14 protein-coding genes are annotated in these 16,551 nt (G+C 67.4%); 7 read left to right on the forward strand and 7 right to left on the reverse strand.

Translation table 11 applies throughout. The features are described from left to right. Positions 1-84 precede the first annotated feature (84 nt). From GFH48_RS20450 to GFH48_RS20460, 3 genes are all read right to left on the reverse strand, one after another. Positions 85-1,347 carry an MFS transporter gene (locus GFH48_RS20450; protein ID WP_153289636.1) on the reverse strand — a complete coding sequence of 421 codons (1,263 nt, stop codon included), beginning with the start codon at positions 1,345-1,347 and terminating at the stop codon, positions 85-87. A gap of 168 nt (positions 1,348-1,515) precedes the next feature. Beyond that, complete coding sequence (locus GFH48_RS20455; protein WP_153289637.1) at positions 1,516-2,598, reverse strand: inositol-3-phosphate synthase; 1,083 nt, start codon at positions 2,596-2,598, stop codon at positions 1,516-1,518. A gap of 44 nt (positions 2,599-2,642) precedes the next feature. Further along, positions 2,643-3,350, reverse strand: a complete 708-nt coding sequence (locus tag GFH48_RS20460) for a PadR family transcriptional regulator (protein WP_153289638.1) — start codon at positions 3,348-3,350, stop codon at positions 2,643-2,645. Between the two features lie 374 nt (positions 3,351-3,724). Between GFH48_RS20460 and GFH48_RS20465 the strand changes: the two genes are divergently transcribed. Both GFH48_RS20465 and GFH48_RS20470 read left to right on the forward strand, forming a co-directional pair. Continuing rightward, a complete protein-coding gene (locus GFH48_RS20465) occupies positions 3,725-6,418 on the forward strand; it encodes a transglycosylase domain-containing protein (protein WP_153289639.1) in 2,694 nt (897 codons plus the stop codon). Between the two features lie 183 nt (positions 6,419-6,601). Then, positions 6,602-8,107, forward strand: coding sequence for a glycosyltransferase family 87 protein (locus tag GFH48_RS20470; RefSeq protein ID WP_153289640.1), 1,506 nt, complete (start codon positions 6,602-6,604; stop codon positions 8,105-8,107). A 102-nt stretch (positions 8,108-8,209) separates the two neighbouring features. Here GFH48_RS20470 and GFH48_RS20475 read toward each other — a convergent pair whose 3' ends face one another. The 3 genes from GFH48_RS20475 to GFH48_RS20485 form a co-directional block, all read right to left on the reverse strand. Continuing rightward, positions 8,210-9,241, reverse strand: a complete 1,032-nt coding sequence (locus tag GFH48_RS20475; RefSeq protein ID WP_153289641.1) for an alanine racemase — start codon at positions 9,239-9,241, stop codon at positions 8,210-8,212. Between the two features lie 143 nt (positions 9,242-9,384). Further along, entirely contained in the window at positions 9,385-10,506 is a 1,122-nt protein-coding gene (locus GFH48_RS20480) for a lipid II:glycine glycyltransferase FemX (protein WP_153289642.1), read from the reverse strand. A gap of 214 nt (positions 10,507-10,720) precedes the next feature. Further along, positions 10,721-11,035: a hypothetical protein gene (locus GFH48_RS20485; protein WP_153289643.1), complete on the reverse strand. Its 315-nt coding sequence runs from the start codon at positions 11,033-11,035 to the stop codon at positions 10,721-10,723. Between the two features lie 301 nt (positions 11,036-11,336). Between GFH48_RS20485 and rpsF the strand changes: the two genes are divergently transcribed. The 4 genes from rpsF (at position 11,337) to rplI (ending at position 13,066) form a co-directional block, all read left to right on the forward strand. Then, a complete protein-coding gene (gene rpsF / locus GFH48_RS20490; protein ID WP_005482942.1) occupies positions 11,337-11,627 on the forward strand; it encodes a 30S ribosomal protein S6 in 291 nt (96 codons plus the stop codon). A gap of 77 nt (positions 11,628-11,704) precedes the next feature. Continuing rightward, positions 11,705-12,307 carry a single-stranded DNA-binding protein gene (locus tag GFH48_RS20495; protein WP_153289644.1) on the forward strand — a complete coding sequence of 201 codons (603 nt, stop codon included), beginning with the start codon at positions 11,705-11,707 and terminating at the stop codon, positions 12,305-12,307. Positions 12,308-12,364: 57 nt separating this feature from the next. Then, a complete protein-coding gene (gene rpsR, locus GFH48_RS20500; protein WP_003949403.1) occupies positions 12,365-12,601 on the forward strand; it encodes a 30S ribosomal protein S18 in 237 nt (78 codons plus the stop codon). A gap of 18 nt (positions 12,602-12,619) precedes the next feature. Next, positions 12,620-13,066, forward strand: coding sequence for a 50S ribosomal protein L9 (gene rplI, locus GFH48_RS20505; protein ID WP_153289645.1), 447 nt, complete (start codon positions 12,620-12,622; stop codon positions 13,064-13,066). Between the two features lie 207 nt (positions 13,067-13,273). Here rplI and GFH48_RS20510 read toward each other — a convergent pair whose 3' ends face one another. Next, on the reverse strand, positions 13,274-14,611 hold the full coding sequence (locus tag GFH48_RS20510; protein WP_153289646.1) for an MATE family efflux transporter: 1,338 nt from the start codon (positions 14,609-14,611) through the stop codon (positions 13,274-13,276). A gap of 459 nt (positions 14,612-15,070) precedes the next feature. On the opposite strand from GFH48_RS20510, the gene dnaB reads away from it, so the two are divergent. Further along, positions 15,071-16,546 carry a replicative DNA helicase gene (dnaB, locus tag GFH48_RS20515; protein ID WP_153289647.1) on the forward strand — a complete coding sequence of 492 codons (1,476 nt, stop codon included), beginning with the start codon at positions 15,071-15,073 and terminating at the stop codon, positions 16,544-16,546. Positions 16,547-16,551: the final 5 nt, after the last annotated feature.

Consider the following 16,551-nt stretch of genomic DNA (forward strand, 5'->3'; position numbering starts at 1 on the left):
GGCGCGAAATAAGACGCACGTAAGTTATCGGGAGCCTGTGACAACGCAGTAGTCAGGAGAGGCTCTGTGTCATTGATGTGACACTTACCGGCGCTCAAAGCGGGCCATAGAGGCCGCAACGGCCGCGTAGAGCAGGGCCACGGTGACCACGAGGGGGGCTGAACGTCCGTCAGAAGGCAGTATGAGAGCGGCTACTGCGGCCGCGCCGACGAACGCGACGTTGAACAGGACGTCGTAGACGGAAAAGATCCGGCCTCGGTAGCCGTCGTCGACCGAGGACTGCACCACGGTGTCGGTGGCTATCTTCGCGCCCTGTGTGGTCAGGCCCAGCACGAAGGCGGCGGCCAGCACGGGAGGCGGGGTGAAGGGCAGGCCGAGAGCGGGCTCCAGGACCGCGGCCGTGCCGGCGCACACGACGATCCAGCCTCCGGGGCCCAGCCGCCCCACCGCCCATGGAGTCACCACGGCCGCGGCGAAGAAGCCCGCCCCGGAGATACCCACGGCCAGCCCCAGGAGGGCGAGCCCGTCGTCCGAGCCGGACGACCACGCGTACCGGCAGAGCATCAGCATCATGACCGTCAGGGCGCCGTAGCAGAAGCGCATCAGCGTCATGGCCAGGAGCGCCCAGGCGGCCTCCCGTCGCGCCGGCTCGGCGAGATGGCGCACGCCCGCCACCAGACCGCGCGCGGTGCCGGCCAGCGCCGCGCGCAGGCTCGGCCGTACCCAGGGCTGCTCAGGGCCGAGCAGTTCCGGCGAGATGCGCAGCGAGGCGAGCGCCGCGCACAAGTAGAGGGCGGCCCCGACGAGCACGACCGCCGCGTCCGAGTCCGAGGCGACCAGCCGCACGGCGAAGGCGAGGCCACCGCCCGCGGTCGCGGCGAGTGTCCCGGCGGTGGGCGAGAGCGAGTTGGCGATCACCAGCCGGTCGGAGTCGACGACGCGGGGCAGCGCGGCCGAGAGTCCCGCGAGGACGAAGCGGTTGACCGCGGTGACGCAGAGCGCGGAGGCGTAGAAGAGTCCGGCGGGAACGTGGCTCAGCATCAGAACGGCCGTCACGCACGCCAGCGCAGCCCGCAGCATGTTGCCGTACAGGAAGACCTGGCGGCGTCGCCAGCGGTCCAGCAGGACGCCGGCGAAGGGGCCGATGAGGGAGTACGGGAGGAGCAGGACGGCCATCGCCGAGGCGATGGAGGCGGCCGAGGTCTGTTTCTCCGGGGAGAAGACGACGTAGGTGGCGAGCGCGACCTGGTAGACCCCGTCGGCGCCCTGGGACAGCAGGCGGATCCCGAGCAGACGTCTGAAGTTCTGGAAGCGCAGGAGGACGCGCAGGTCACGCACGACGGCCATGGGGCACAGCCTCACATACGAGGAAGGTCCCCGGATCAGTGACCCGGGGACCCTCGACGGGCAGGAGCGAAGAGCCCCTCGGCGCTGTGCGCGGCGTCTTGCCGGTCCGCGGTGCCGCGTCCTGCGGGCACTGCGAACCGTGTCGGCCGGCGCTCGGCGCCTGTCTTTCTAGCGCTCGACCTCGCCCTTGATGAACTTCTCGACGTTCGCGAGAGCCTCGTCGTCGAAGTACTGGACCGGCGGGGACTTCATGAAGTACGACGACGCGGACAGGATCGGGCCACCGATACCGCGGTCCTTGGCGATCTTCGCGGCGCGCAGGGCGTCGATGATGACGCCGGCCGAGTTCGGGGAGTCCCAGACCTCGAGCTTGTACTCCAGGTTCAGCGGGACGTCACCGAAGGCACGGCCCTCGAGGCGGACGTAGGCCCACTTGCGGTCGTCGAGCCACTGGACGTAGTCCGACGGGCCGATGTGGACGTTCTTCTCGCCCAGGTCGCGGTCGGGGATCTGCGAGGTGACGGCCTGCGTCTTCGAGATCTTCTTGGACTCGAGGCGGTCGCGCTCCAGCATGTTCTTGAAGTCCATGTTGCCGCCGACGTTGAGCTGCATGGTGCGCTCAAGACGGACACCACGGTCCTCGAACAGCTTCGCCATCACACGGTGCGTGATGGTGGCGCCGACCTGCGACTTGATGTCGTCGCCGACGATCGGGACACCGGCCTCGGTGAACTTGTCCGCCCACTCCTTGGTGCCGGCGATGAAGACCGGGAGGGCGTTGACGAAGGCGACCTTGGCGTCGATGGCGCACTGGGCGTAGAACTTCGCCGCGTCCTCGGAGCCGACGGGCAGGTAGCAGATCAGGACGTCGACGTGCTTGTCCTTGAGGATCTGGACGACGTCGACCGGGGCCTCGGCGGACTCCTCGATCGTCATGCGGTAGTACTTGCCGAGGCCGTCGAGCGTGTGGCCACGCTGGACCGTGACGCCCTTGTTCGGGACGTCGCAGATCTTGATGGTGTTGTTCTCGCTGGCACCGATGGCGTCGGAGAGGTCGAGGCCGACCTTCTTCGCGTCGACGTCGAACGCGGCGACGAACTCGACGTCACCCACGTGGTACTCGCCGAACTGGACGTGCATCAGGCCGGGGACCTTGGCCGCCGGGTCGGCGTCCTTGTAGTACTCGACGCCCTGAACCAGCGAGGCGGCGCAGTTGCCCACGCCGACGATGGCTACGCGAACCGAACCCATTCCGGTTGCTCCCTGTGTGTACGAGGTGAAGCCCCGACTGGACCTCACGTGGTGGTGTCGTCGGACGGATCCGGTCGGGAGTCTTCCCGGTGCCGGGGCAGGCCGCCCGTCTCTCCAGATGTGCTGTGCTGCGGAGCGGGACCGTCGGAGGCACCCCGGGAGGTGCCTTCGGTGGCAGGACCTTTGACGTCCCGTCCCGCCCGCTCGCTTTCGATGAGCTCGTTCAGCCAGCGCACTTCGCGCTCCACGGACTCCATTCCGTGGCGCTGGAGCTCAAGGGTGTAGTCGTCGAGGCGCTCCCGGGTGCGTGCCAGAGAGGCGCGCATCTTCTCCAGGCGCTCCTCGAGCCGGCTGCGGCGGCCCTCGAGTACGCGCATGCGTACGTCGCGTGACGTCTGCCCGAAGAAAGCGAAACGAGCGGCGAAGTGTTCGTCCTCGTACGCGTCGGGACCCGTCTGCGAGAGCAGCTCCTCGAAGTGTTCCTTACCTTCCGCCGTCAACCGGTAGACGATCTTGGCGCGACGCCCCGCGAGTGGTGCGGCGAGGGCGTCCTCGGGGGTGTTCCCCGATTCCTCGATCAACCAGCCGTTGGTGACCAGCGTCTTGAGGCAGGGGTAGAGCGTCCCGTAGCTGAACGCCCGGAACACACCGAGTGACGTATTGAGTCGTTTGCGCAGCTCATAGCCGTGCATCGGGGACTCGCGGAGCAGGCCGAGAACGGCGAACTCGAGGATCCCGGAGCGCCGGCTCATGTCGCCTCCCGTCTGTCGCGGCCTCCCCGGCACGTTCTTTATGCCGAGCTGATGTATCGACTCGATACATCAGCACGATAGATCGGTCATGCGTCTGCGACAAGAGGGACCACGGTGAACGGCGTCACATCACCGATTCATACGAAGCAAGTTGCCTGATTTGAGGTGAACTTCGGAGCTAGGTGGGTTTTGACGGTGCGTAGTCTGTGCGCCATGCAAAACCACCGGGAACCGAGTGACGCCTGAGGACGTCTTCGTCCTCGGTGCAGTACGGGTGAATGTGTGATCGACCGCATCCGTACTTCGGGGGGACCGGAAACCAGCCGCCGTTTCCAGGCGCGCAAGGGTGCGCCTGCCCTAGGAGTAGTCGTTCGATGAGCGAGCACCGTCGCAAACCGCCGCAGCAGCAGGGTGGCGGACGTGCCGCGGCCCGGCGCGGCCAGCCCGGCCCGTCCGCCGACCGCCGCGCGACACCGCGAGGCGCCACCGGGTCACCTTCCGACTCCTATGAGTCACCATCCGGCTCCGGTGGGTCAGGGGGTGACGAGGAGCGCACGTACGGTGGCCGCGCCGAGGCCAGGCGCGCGGCACAGAAGAGCAGTGGCGGCGGACGCCGCAGAGGCGCGGAGGCCGCCGGACCCGGAGGCCGCCGGGGTGGTCCGGGCGGCCCGAACGGGCCGGGCCGGGGCCGGCCCGCGGGGCCCGTCAAGAAACGGATCATCGACTACCCGCGCGCGGGTAGGTCGGGGGGTGCCCGCTGGGTGCCTTCGTGGAAGCTGGTGTCGGGCCTGTTCATCGGCTTCGTCGGGAGCCTGGTGGCCGTGGCCGGCATCGGGTACGCCATGGTGAGCGTCCCTGATGTGGCGCACACCGCCGAGGCCCAGAACAACGTCTACTACTGGGCGGACGGCAGCCAGATGGTCGCCACCGGTGGTGAGGCGAACCGCCAGATCATCAACTACTCGCAGATCCCCGCCGCGATGCGCTACGCCGTCATCTCGCAGGAGAACAAGACCTTCGAGACCGACAGTGGCGTCGACCCGAAGGGCATCGCGCGTGCCTTCCTGAACATGGCCAGGGGTGGCCAGACGCAGGGTGGCTCCACCATCACCCAGCAGTACGTCAAGAACGCGATGCTGGACGACCAGTCGCAGACGATCTCCCGGAAGTTCAAGGAGATCTTCGTCTCGATCAAGGTGGGCGCCACGGTCAAGAAGGAAAAGATCATGGAGGGCTACCTGAACTCCGCGTACTACGGTCGCGGAGCCTACGGACTCCAGGCGGCCGCACGCGCGTACTTCGACAAGGACGCCATCAAGCTCGACGAGAGTCAGTGCGCCTTCCTGGCGGCGATGCTCAAGGGTGCGACGTACTACGACCCGGCGGGTGCTCAGTCGCTCGATACGGAGGCCAGTCCTGAAAACAACAGGAAGCGGGCCACGGCCCAGTGGTCGGACACACTGGACAAAGAGGTCAAGTACGGGCATCTGAGCGCGGCGAAGCGGGCCACGTTCAAGGAGCTTCCCACGTCCAAGAACCCCCGTTCGAATACCCGGCTCAGCGGCCAGATCGGCTACCTCGTCGACCTCGCCAAGGGGTACGTCGTCCACAACACCAAGATCACCGAAAATCAGCTCCAGCAGGGCGGCTACTCGATCTACACGACCTTCGACAAGTCGAAGGTCAAGGCCCTCGAAGACGCCGTCAAGAAAGTCCGCAGCAAGAAGATCGACCCCAAGAAGCGGCCGGAAACGGACAAGTTCGTCCAGTTCGGCGGGGCCTCGGTCGATCCGACCACGGGGGCGATCAAGGCCATCTACGGCGGTGAGGACGCGACCAAGCACTTCACCAACAACGCGGACCAGACCGGTGCCCAGGTGGGATCGACGTTCAAGCCGTTCGTCCTCGCGGCCGCCATGCAGTGGGGCGTCAAGGATCCCAAGGGGTCGTCGGAGCGCAAGATCGCCTCTCCGAAGAGCCTGTACAGCGGCAAGAACAAGCTCAAGATCAAGACCTACGACGGCAGCGTCTGGACCGACAAGGACAACAAGGAGTGGCTCCAGACCAACGACGGCAACGAGTCGTACAACCCGCCGAGCTACAAGATCGACCTGCGTGAGGCGATGCGGGAGTCCGTCAACTCCGCGTACGTCCAGCTCGGCATGGACGTCGGTCTGGACAAGGTGGAGGAGTCCGTGTTGAACGCGGGCATCCTCAAGAGCAGCCTGGCGAGCTCGGCCTTCCCGTCGTTCTCCATCGGTACCTCCGACCCCAGTGCGATCCGTATGGCCGGCGCGTACGCCACCTTCGCGGACAGCGGACAGCAGCGTGACCCCTACTCGGTCGAGAAGATCAGCAGCAAGGACGGCGTGGTCTTCGACCACCACAAGATCGCCAAGTCGAAGGAGGCCTTCAGTCCGGAGGTCGCCGACAACGTCACCGACGTGCTGAAGACCGTGGTGGACAAGGGAACCGGTACGGCCGCGCAGCTGACCGGCCGCCAGGTGGCCGGCAAGACCGGTACCACCGACGGCAACAAGTCGGCCTGGTTCGTCGGCTACACCCCGCAGCTGTCGACCTCGATCGGCATGTACCGCCTGGACGACGACGCGAGCAGCAAGAACCGCACGTTCCTGGAGATGTACGGCACGGGCGGCGAGAAGAAGATCCACGGCGCCTCGTTCCCCGCCCAGATCTGGCACGACTACATGGAGACCGCGCTCAAGGGGCAGAAGGCGGAGAATTTCCCGACGCCGCAGCCCATCGGCGAGGTCCTCAACGCCGCCCCGAGTCCCTCCCCGACGCCGTCGGCCACTTCGACGCCGTCGCCGAGTCCGACGCCGAGCGACACCCCCAGTCCGACGCTCAGCAACTCTCCCTCGCCCACGACGAGTGAGACCTGCAAGAAGTTCGACTGGACGTGCAACGGCAACGGCGGCACGGACGCAGGAGGCAGTGGCAACGGCGGGACGGACGGAGGAGTCACCGACAGTCCCTCGCCGACCGATACCGCCGGCAACGGCGGCAACGGCAACGGCGGCGGCTTCATCCGTGGCCAGAACGGCTGAGTGAGGGACACCCGGGCCGAGCGACAGACGCGAGCCTGACGAAAGGGGGCCGACGGCACACGCCGTCGGCCCCCTTTCGCATGAACGGCCCCGGTGTGTCGTTGATCACAAGCGGTCCGGGAGGGGAGGCGGCGTCCGTCACCGACCACCGCGCTCCCAGGTCCGTACGGCAGGATGTGCGCCATGCCCAGTGCAGAGACGACGCGAGCGAGCGTGCGCGAGCCGGAGCCGGTGCGGCCGACCAAGGAGGACGAGGTCGCCGCGGCCGGCAGTGAGCTGATCGGCGGCCCCATCGGACGAAGGGCCCTCCTGGGGACGTCCTGGTGGACCCCCGTACGGGTCGTCGCGCTCGTCGCGATCGCCATGTTCGCCCTCGGCATGGTCCAGAAGCTGCCCTGTTACGACGGCGGCTGGTTCTTCGGGGCCAGCACCCAGTACACGCACGCGTGTTACTCGGACATCCCGCACCTCTACCAGGGGCGCGGTTTCGCCGACGGTCTGGTGCCGTACTTCGACAAGCTCCCCGGCGACATGGACTACCTCGAGTACCCCGTGCTCACCGGTGTGTTCATGGAGGTCGCCGCCTGGCTCACCCCGGGCGGCGGCAGCATCCAGGACCAGGAGCAGATCTACTGGATGGTCAACGCGGGAATGCTCATGGTGTGCGCGGCGGTCATCGCCGTGAGCACCGCGCGCACCCACCGCAGGCGCCCCTGGGACGGCCTCCTGGTCGCCCTCGCACCCGCCTTCGCGCTCACGGCCACCATCAACTGGGACCTCCTCGCCGTGGCGCTGCTGGCCGCCGCGATGCTCATGTGGTCGCGGGGCCGCGCTCTCGCCTTCGGCGTCCTGATCGGACTCGCCACCGCCGCCAAGTTCTACCCGTTCCTCGTGATGGGTCCGCTGCTCGTGCTCTGCTGGCGGGCCGGCAAGTGGCGCGAGTTCGGGATCGCGCTGATGGGCGCCGTGGGGGCCTGGCTGGTCGTGAACCTTCCGGTCATGTACCTCGCCCCGGAGGGCTGGGCGAAGTTCTACAGCTTCAGCCACGACCGGGGAGTCGACTTCGGTTCGGTCTTCCTGTTCCTCTCGACCTGGTTCAAGATCACGATCACCGCCGACACGGCGAACGCCTGGGCGCTGGTCCTGATGGTGCTCGTCTGCGTGGGCATGACGGCTCTCGCGCTCACCGCGCCGCGCCGCCCCCGCTTCGCCCAGCTCGCGTTCCTGATCGTCGCGGCCTTCGTCCTCACCAACAAGGTCTACTCGCCCCAGTACGTACTGTGGCTGGTCCCCCTCGCGGCGCTGGCCCGGCCGCGCTGGCGGGACTTCCTGATCTGGCAGGCGTGCGAGGTCGCGTACTTCCTGGGGATCTGGATGTACCTCGCGTACACGACCAGCGGGGACGCCCACAAGGGCCTCTCCTCGCAGGGCTACCAGGTCGCCATCGCCGTCCACCTCCTGGGCACGCTGTACCTGTGCGCCGTGGTGGTGCGCGACATCTTCATGCCCGAGCGGGACATGGTCCGCAAGACGGGCGACGACGACCCCTCGGGCGGAGTCCTCGACGGGGCGGAGGACGCCTTCGTCCTCGGGGCCGCGGCCCATCCACCCAGGCATGCGGCGCAGTTCGACGGCCCGCTGGTGCAGTGGGGCAGCGGAGGCCCGGCCGTGGAGGAGCGTTCGCCCTGAGCGAACAGCGTGGCCCCAGGTCATGAGAAAGGCCGTACACGGTGTCCGTGTACGGCCTTTCGGCTGCCCACCGCTCCGGTGAGGGAGAGCGGCTGCCGGGCGTCAGCGCTCGACGACGCGGTCGAACTGTGTGGTCGTGTGCCGCAGATGGGCCACCAACTCGTCGCCGACCCTCGGCTCCGTGGCGTCTGAGGGCACGAAGAGGATCGAGACCTGCATGTGCGGGGGCTCGGCGAACCAGCGCTGCTTGCCCGCCCAGACGAACGGCGAAAGGTTTCGGTTGACGGTCGCCAGGCCGGCCCGGGCGACGCCCTTGGCGCGCGGCATGACGCCGTGCAGCGCCTTCGGGGCCTCCAGCCCCACCCCGTGCGACGTACCGCCCGCCACGACGACGAGCCAGCCGTCCGAGGCCGCCTTCTGCTGCCGGTAGCCGAAGCGGTCGCCCTTGGCGACGGCCGTGACGTCCAGGACGGCCCCGCGGTACTCGGTCGCGTCGTGGTCGCCCAGCCACAGCCGCGTGCCGATACGGGCGCGGAAGCGGGTCTGCGGGAACTGCTGCTGAAGCCGCGCGAGTTCCTGGGCCTTCAGATGGCTGACGAACATCGTGTGCAGCGGCAGACGGGCCGCACGCAGGCGGTCCATCCAGCCGATGACCTCCTCGACGGCGTCCGAGCCGTCGGTACGGTCCAGCGGCAGGTGGATGGCGAAGCCCTCCAGCCGCACGTTCTCGATGGCGGAGTGCAGATGCGGCAGATCCTGCTCGCTGACACCGTGGCGCTTCATCGAGGACATCACCTCGATGACGACACGGGCGCCCACGAGGCCGTACACGCCGTCGATGGACGACACCGAGCGGATGACACGGTCGGGCAGCGGTACGGGCTCCTCGCCGCGCCTGAACGGCGTCAGGACCAGCAGGTCGCCGCCGAACCAGTCCTTGATCCGGGCGGCCTCGTACGTGGTGCCGACGGCGAGGATGTCGGAGCCGAGGCGGGTGGCCTCGTCCGCGAGCCGTTCGTGGCCGAAGCCGTAACCGTTGCCCTTGCAGACGGGGACGAGCCCCGGGAACTGCTCGGACACCTGCTTGTGGTGTGCCCGCCAGCGCGCGGTGTCGACGTAGAGCGTGAGCGCCATGGCCGGTCCCGGAACCTTTCTCGTGGCTGCGGTGTATCAGAGGTATGGAAGGAAAGTGTGGCTCATGCGCCGGGCCGAGCGAGCGGCACCGGGCCGGATCAGCGGCTCGGCATGCTGTTTCGGCCGGCTCGGCGGCGGGATGCTCAGCGGCGCGACATGTAGATGTCGAGCGCCTTGTGCAGCAGCTTGTTGAGCGGGAAGTCCCACTCGCCGAGGTACTCCGCCGCCTGGCCGCCCGTGCCCACCTTGAACTGGATCAGACCGAAGAGGTGATCGGTCTCGTCGAGCGAGTCGGAGATGCCACGCAGGTCGTACACCGTCGCACCCAGGGCGTACGAGTCGCGCAGCATCCGCCACTGCATCGCGTTCGAGGGCCGGAACTCACGGCCGATGTTGTCCGAGGCGCCGTAGGAGTACCAGACGTGCCCGCCGACCACCAGCATCGTCGCCGCCGACAGGTTCACGCCGCCGCGCCGGGCGAAGTAGAGCCGCATCCGGTTGGGGTCCTCGGTGTTGAGGGCCGTCCACATGCGCTGGAAGTACGACAGCGGTCGAGGCCGGAAGTGGTCACGGATCGCCGTGATCTCGTACAGCCGCTGCCACTCCTCGAGGTCGTGGTAGCCGCCCTGGACGACCTCGACGCCCTCCTTCTCGGCCTTCTTGATGTTGCGGCGCCACAGCTGGTTGAAGTTCTTGTGGACCTCTTCCAGGGAGCGGTTGGCCAGCGGCACCTGGAAGACGTAGCGGGGCTGTACGTCGCCGAAGCCGGCGCCGCCGTCCTCACCCTGCTGCCAGCCCATTCGGCGCAGCTTGTCGGCCACCTCGAAGGCGCGCGGCTCGATGAAGTCGGCCTCGATGTCACGCAGACGCTTCACGTCCGGGTTCTGGATGCCGCCCTTGATGGAGGTGGCCTCCCAGCGCCGGATGATCACCGGCGGACCCATCTTCACGGAGAAGGCGCCCTGGTGCTTGAGGTGCGCCAGCATCGGCTGCAGCCACTCGTCGAGGTTCGGCGCGTACCAGTTGATGACCGGGCCCTCGGGCAGATAGGCGAGGTAGCGCTTGATCTTGGGCAACTGGCGGTACAGCACCAGCCCGGCGCCGACCATCGCGCCGCTTCTGCCGTCGAACCAGCCCAGGCTCTCCGAGCGCCACTCGGCCTTCACGTCGGCCCAGGCCGGGACCTGCATGTGGCTGGCCGAGGGCAGGCTCTGGATGTATGCCAGATGCTGCTCTCGGCTGATGGTCCTCAGGGTCAGGCTCATTCGGGGCGCTCCTCGGGCTGGTGTGTCCCCATGGGTACAGGGGCTCCGGCTCTCGCGCCGAAGCCTACTGCGCCCTGTGAGCGCCCCGTCTGGCCGTATGGAACCTGCGTCCGGACCGATGCCCGGTCGGGACGTTATGGGGTGTTGTGTCGCCTGTCGGGGACCGTGTGGCGGCCGCGGAGTGGTGTCCGGGCCGCCCGGCCGTTCCGTCCCCTCAGCCGATGATGCCCCCGAAGAGGCCGCCGTGGGCCATGCCGAGGAAGAAGCCGATGGCGGAGGCACCGAGCCCCAGGATCAGCCCGAAGCGCTGCCGGGTCGTCTCCGAGATGAACTGTCCGCTCGCGCCGGTGAAGATGCCGATCAGCCCCGTCCAGGAACTGACCAGGTGCAGGCTGTCGAACTGTGCCGTGATGAACGCCGTCACCCCAAGGACCAGAGTCACGGCGAGCAGGGCGTCCTGAAGCGGATGGGACTTGTGGTCGGTGGCGAGCAGGGATCCGGCGGTGTTGGTTCGCACTGTCTGTGCCATGTGGCACCTCCTGCGGAAGGCGGCGCATCGTAGCGCCATACACACCCGATGTGTACAGATTGACGGTGACCCCGGCCGGATTTCAACCCGAAGCGGGTGTGCGGGTACTCTGTACCCTCTGCACCGGTGTCTGCCCAGGCCTAGGCCAGGTCACGACAAGGATTCCCACTCGGTCCACCGATCACTCGGTATATCGAACGGAGCCCGATTGTCAGTGGCGGCGGATACCGTTGCGTACGCATCACAACCCTCCTGCCACGGAACGACCGTGGCCGTTGAGTCCAAAGGAGGTGGGTTCCACATGCGTCACTACGAAGTGATGGTCATCCTCGACCCCGATCTGGAGGAGCGCGCTGTCGCCCCCCTGATCGAGAACTTCCTCTCCGTCGTCCGTGAGGGCAACGGAAAGGTCGAGAAGGTCGACACCTGGGGCCGTCGTCGTCTCTCGTACGAGATCAAGAAGAAGCCCGAGGGCATCTACTCGGTCATCGACCTGCAGGCCGAGCCTGCGGTCGTCAAGGAGCTCGACCGCCAGATGAACCTGAACGAGTCGGTCCTCCGGACCAAGGTCCTCCGTCCCGAGACCCACTGAGCTCTCCCGCTCAGCTGATCTCGGGCATCGAGTAGCAGCACCAGCAGCCAGCAGCAAACCCGCCGAGAGGTTCCCCCATGGCAGGCGAGACCGTCATCACGGTCGTCGGCAATCTTGTAGACGACCCCGAGCTGCGCTTCACCCCTTCCGGTGCGGCGGTCGCGAAGTTCCGTGTCGCGTCCACCCCCCGCACCTTCGACCGCCAGACCAACGAGTGGAAGGACGGCGAAAGCCTGTTCCTGACCTGCTCGGTCTGGCGTCAGGCGGCGGAGAACGTCGCTGAGTCGCTCCAGCGAGGCATGCGCGTCATCGTGCAGGGCCGGCTGAAGCAGCGGTCCTACGAGGACCGTGAGGGCGTCAAGCGCACGGTCTACGAACTGGACGTGGAGGAAGTCGGCGCCAGCCTGAAGAGCGCCACGGCCAAGGTCACCAAGACCACCGGCCGAGGCGGTCAGGGCGGTTACGGCGGCGGTGGTGGCGGCGGCCAGCAGGGCGGTGGCTGGGGCGGAGGCTCCGGCGGCGGCCAGCAGGGCGGCGGCGCCGCTGCTCCCGCGGACGACCCCTGGGCGACCGGCACCCCTGCCGGTGGCGGCAACCAGGGCGGTGGCGGCGGTGGCGGTGGCTGGGGCGGAAGCTCCGGCGGTTCCGGCGGCGGCTACTCGGACGAGCCCCCCTTCTAGGCCTTCGGGCCGAAGGTGGGCCGTACCCACACTTCTTGATCACACAGGAGAAACACCATGGCGAAGCCGCCTGTGCGCAAGCCTAAGAAGAAGGTCTGCGCTTTCTGCAAGGACAAGGTCACGTACGTGGACTACAAGGACACGAACATGCTGCGGAAGTTCATTTCCGACCGCGGCAAGATCCGTGCCCGCCGCGTGACCGGCAACTGCACGCAGCACCAGCGTGACGTCGCCACGGCCGTGAAGAACAGCCGTGAGATGGCGCTGCTGCCCTACACCTCCACTGCGCGATAAGGGAAGGGTGACCGAAACATGAAGATCATCCTCACCCACGAGGTCTCTGGCCTCGGTGCCGCCGGCGACGTCGTCGACGTCAAGGACGGCTACGCTCGCAACTACCTGATCCCGCGGAACTTTGCGATCCGCTGGACCAAGGGTGGCGAGAAGGACGTCGAGCAGATCCGTCGTGCTCGCAAGATCCACGAGATCGCGACCATCGAGCAGGCCAACGAGATCAAGGCCCGCCTCGAAGGCGTCAAGGTCCGCCTGGCCGTTCGCTCCGGCGACGCCGGCCGTCTCTTCGGTTCCGTCACCCCGGCCGACATCGCTTCGGCGATCAAGGCCTCCGGTGGCCCCGAGGTCGACAAGCGCCGCATCGAGCTGGGCTCGCCCATCAAGACCCTGGGCGCCCACGCGACGTCCGTGCGTCTGCACCCCGAGGTTGCCGCCAAGGTCAACATCGAGGTTGTCGCTGCCTGAGTGCAGCGCTCGGCATAGCTGAGAGAAGGGCCGGACCCCTGGGGGTCCGGCCCTTCTTCGTTTCACGTGGAACGAGAGACTTCCTCGGAGTCAGGGGTTTCACGTGAAACGGGGTTTCCCGCGCCGCGGGTTTCACGTGAAACGGGCGACGGGCTGGATGGGTACACGCCGACGTGCGTGTCATCCGCTGGGTCGATCGGTATTCGATCAGCGTGTGGCGCCCGTGACGATCCAGAGTCCCGAACGGGAGCGCAGCCACAGCGTGAGCATTCTCAGCGCCATCATCAGGGTCATCGCTCCCCACAGCGCCGTGAGCCCACCGCCGAACGCGGGCACCAGGAGTGCGACGGGCGCGAAGACCGCGAGGATCAACAGCATGGCCCACGCCAGGTAGGGTCCGTCCCCCGCGCCCATGAGGACTCCGTCCAGGACGAAGACGATTCCGCTGATGGGTTGGGAGAGGGCCACCAGAACCAGCGCGGGGAGCGCGGTGTGCTGGACTGCCGGATCACTGGTGAACAGCGGAAGGAACAGCGGCCGGGCGGCGAAGACCAGCAGACCGAGGACGACGCCGGAGGCGATGCCCCACTGGACCATGCGGCGGCAGGCCTCGCGGGCACCCTGAGTGTCGTCCGCTCCGAGGTAGCGGCCGATGATGGCCTGCCCGGCGATGGCGATCGCGTCGAGAGCGAAGGCGAGCAGGCTCCACAAGCTCATGATGATCTGGTGGGCGGCGATGTCCGCGTCCCCGAGACGGGCCGCGACGGCAGTGGCGATCATGAGGATCGCCCGCAGTGACAGCGTCCGCACCAGCAGGGGGGCACCGGCCTGGGCACAGGCCCGGATGCCGGCGGCGTCCGGTCGTAGCGAGGCCCCGTGCTTCCGGGCTCCGCGTACGACCACGAACAGATACGCCGCGGCCATGCCGAACTGGGCGATGACCGTGCCCCAGGCGGAGCCCGCGATGCCCAGCCCGGCGCCGTAGACGAGCCCGGCGTTGAGCGCGGCGTTGGCGACGAAGCCCGCGACGGCGACATAGAGCGGAGTCCTCGTGTCCTGAAGCCCCCGCAGAACCCCCGTGGAGGCGAGGACGATGAGCATCGCGGGGATACCGAGTGAGGAGATGCGGAGATACGTCGTCGCGTACGGGGCCGCGGTCGGTGAGGCGCCGAAGAGTTCCACCAGGGCGGGGGCCGTGGGCAGGACGGAGACGATGACGACGGTGCCGAGCAGCAGAGCGAGCCAGATGCCGTCCATTCCCTGGCGGATCGCGGCTCGAAGATCACCCGCGCCGACCCGGCGGGCGACGGCGGCGGTGGTGGCGTAGGCGAGGAAGACGAAGACGCTGACGGCCGTCACGAGGAGGGCGGAGGCGATACCGAGACCGGCCAGTTGCGCGGTGCCGAGATGGCCGACGATGGCGCTGTCGGCCATCACGAAAAGCGGCTCGGCGACGAGTGCGCCGAAGGCCGGAACGGCCAGCGCGACGATCTCTCGGTCGTGCCGGCGTCGGGCGGTCCTGGGCGCCGCGGGAGCCTGTGTCATGGGCACCAATCTAATCTTCCACAGGTAAGAGATGCAATGCAGTCATGACCCTTACTTGTCTGCCTGTCGGGCGTGTCGCCGCGTACCGTTTGAAGGGATCTTGGTCCAGCTGGAAAAGTTTTTCTTCTGCACAGCCGGTGGACGGTGAAACGGCAGGTCAGGAGTGTTGATAAGGGATCGCTGAGGGCTTGTTCACAGGCCTGTCCACCGAGTCGTGCACAGGTTTTGTGGAGTTCTCCACAGCATCCGGGCCGTCGTCCACATGGCCTGTGGATAACCAGATTGGCTGACGGTGCCCGCGGGCCTAACGTGGTGCGGCACCCGCTCTCTTCTCCGCCCTCGGAAACCTCGCAAAACCGACGCGTCGGAACCGGAGTTGGGTCCCTTATTTGTCAGTGCCGTGCCGTAGAAATATTGGGCACGGCTAGGTCCGCCCGGCGGACGGGAGGAGGTGGCTCGGTGAGCATTTCCGAGCCCTTGGACGACCCGTGGGCCGACAGCGGTCCCAGTGATCGTCTGCCCGCTTCCCGTCAGCGCCGTGATTCGGGGCGGGCGCGTGACGAACAGCACGACCGCGACCGGGACAACGGGCCGTGGGAAGGCGGAGGGTCGTCCTTCGAGCGTGTGCCGCCCCAGGATCTGGACGCCGAACAGTCCGTCCTCGGTGGCATGCTCCTGTCCAAGGACGCGATCGCCGATGTCGTCGAGGTCATCAAGGGCCACGACTTCTACCGGCCCGCACACGAGACGATCTACACCGCGATCCTCGACCTGTACGCCAAGGGCGAGCCGGCCGACCCGATCACCGTCGCGGCCGAGCTGACCAAGCGGGGTGAGATCACCAAGGTCGGTGGCGCGTCCTACCTTCACACCCTCGTCCAGACGGTCCCTACCGCGGCCAACGCCGAGTACTACGCGGAGATCGTCCACGAGCGCGCGGTGCTCCGCCGCCTGGTCGAGGCCGGCACCCGCATCACCCAGATGGGATACGCGGCCGACGGCGACGTCGACGAGATCGTCAACAGTGCCCAGGCCGAGATCTACGCCGTCACCGAGCAGCGCACCACCGAGGACTATCTGCCGCTCGGCGACATCATGGAGGGCGCCCTCGACGAGATCGAGGCGATCGGTTCGCGGTCGGGGGAGATGACCGGTGTGCCGACCGGCTTCACCGACCTCGACTCGCTCACCAACGGACTGCATCCAGGTCAGATGATCATCATCGCGGCCCGTCCCGCCATGGGTAAGTCGACGCTCGCGCTGGACTTCGCCCGGACCTGCTCCATCAAGCACAACATGCCCAGCGTGATCTTCTCCCTGGAAATGGGGCGCAACGAGATCGCGATGCGTCTGCTGTCTGCCGAGGCACGCGTGGCACTGCACCACATGCGGTCCGGCACGATGACCGACGAGGACTGGACCCGGCTCGCGCGCCGGATGCCGGATGTCTCCGCCGCACCGCTCTACATCGATGACTCCCCGAACCTGTCGATGATGGAGATCCGCGCCAAGTGCCGCCGTCTCAAGCAGCGCAGTGACCTGAAACTCGTCGTGATCGACTATCTGCAGCTGATGCAGTCGGGCGGCAAGCGTTCCGAGAGCCGGCAGCAGGAGGTCTCCGACATGTCGCGAAACCTGAAGCTGCTGGCCAAGGAGCTGGAGCTGCCCGTGATCGCGCTGTCCCAGCTCAACCGTGGCCCCGAGCAGCGTACGGACAAGAAGCCCATGGTCTCCGACCTGCGTGAGTCCGGCTCGATCGAGCAGGACGCGGACATGGTGATCCTGCTGCACCGCGAGGACGCGTACGAGAAGGAGTCGCCGAGGGCGGGCGAGGCGGACATCATCGTCGGCAAGCACCGTAACGGCCCGACGGCCACGATCACGGTGGCCTTCCAGGGCCACTACTCCCGCTTCGTGGACATGGCGCAGACCTGATCCGG

The organism is Streptomyces fagopyri (assembly GCF_009498275.1).
GTDB classification, from domain to species: domain Bacteria; phylum Actinomycetota; class Actinomycetes; order Streptomycetales; family Streptomycetaceae; genus Streptomyces; species Streptomyces fagopyri.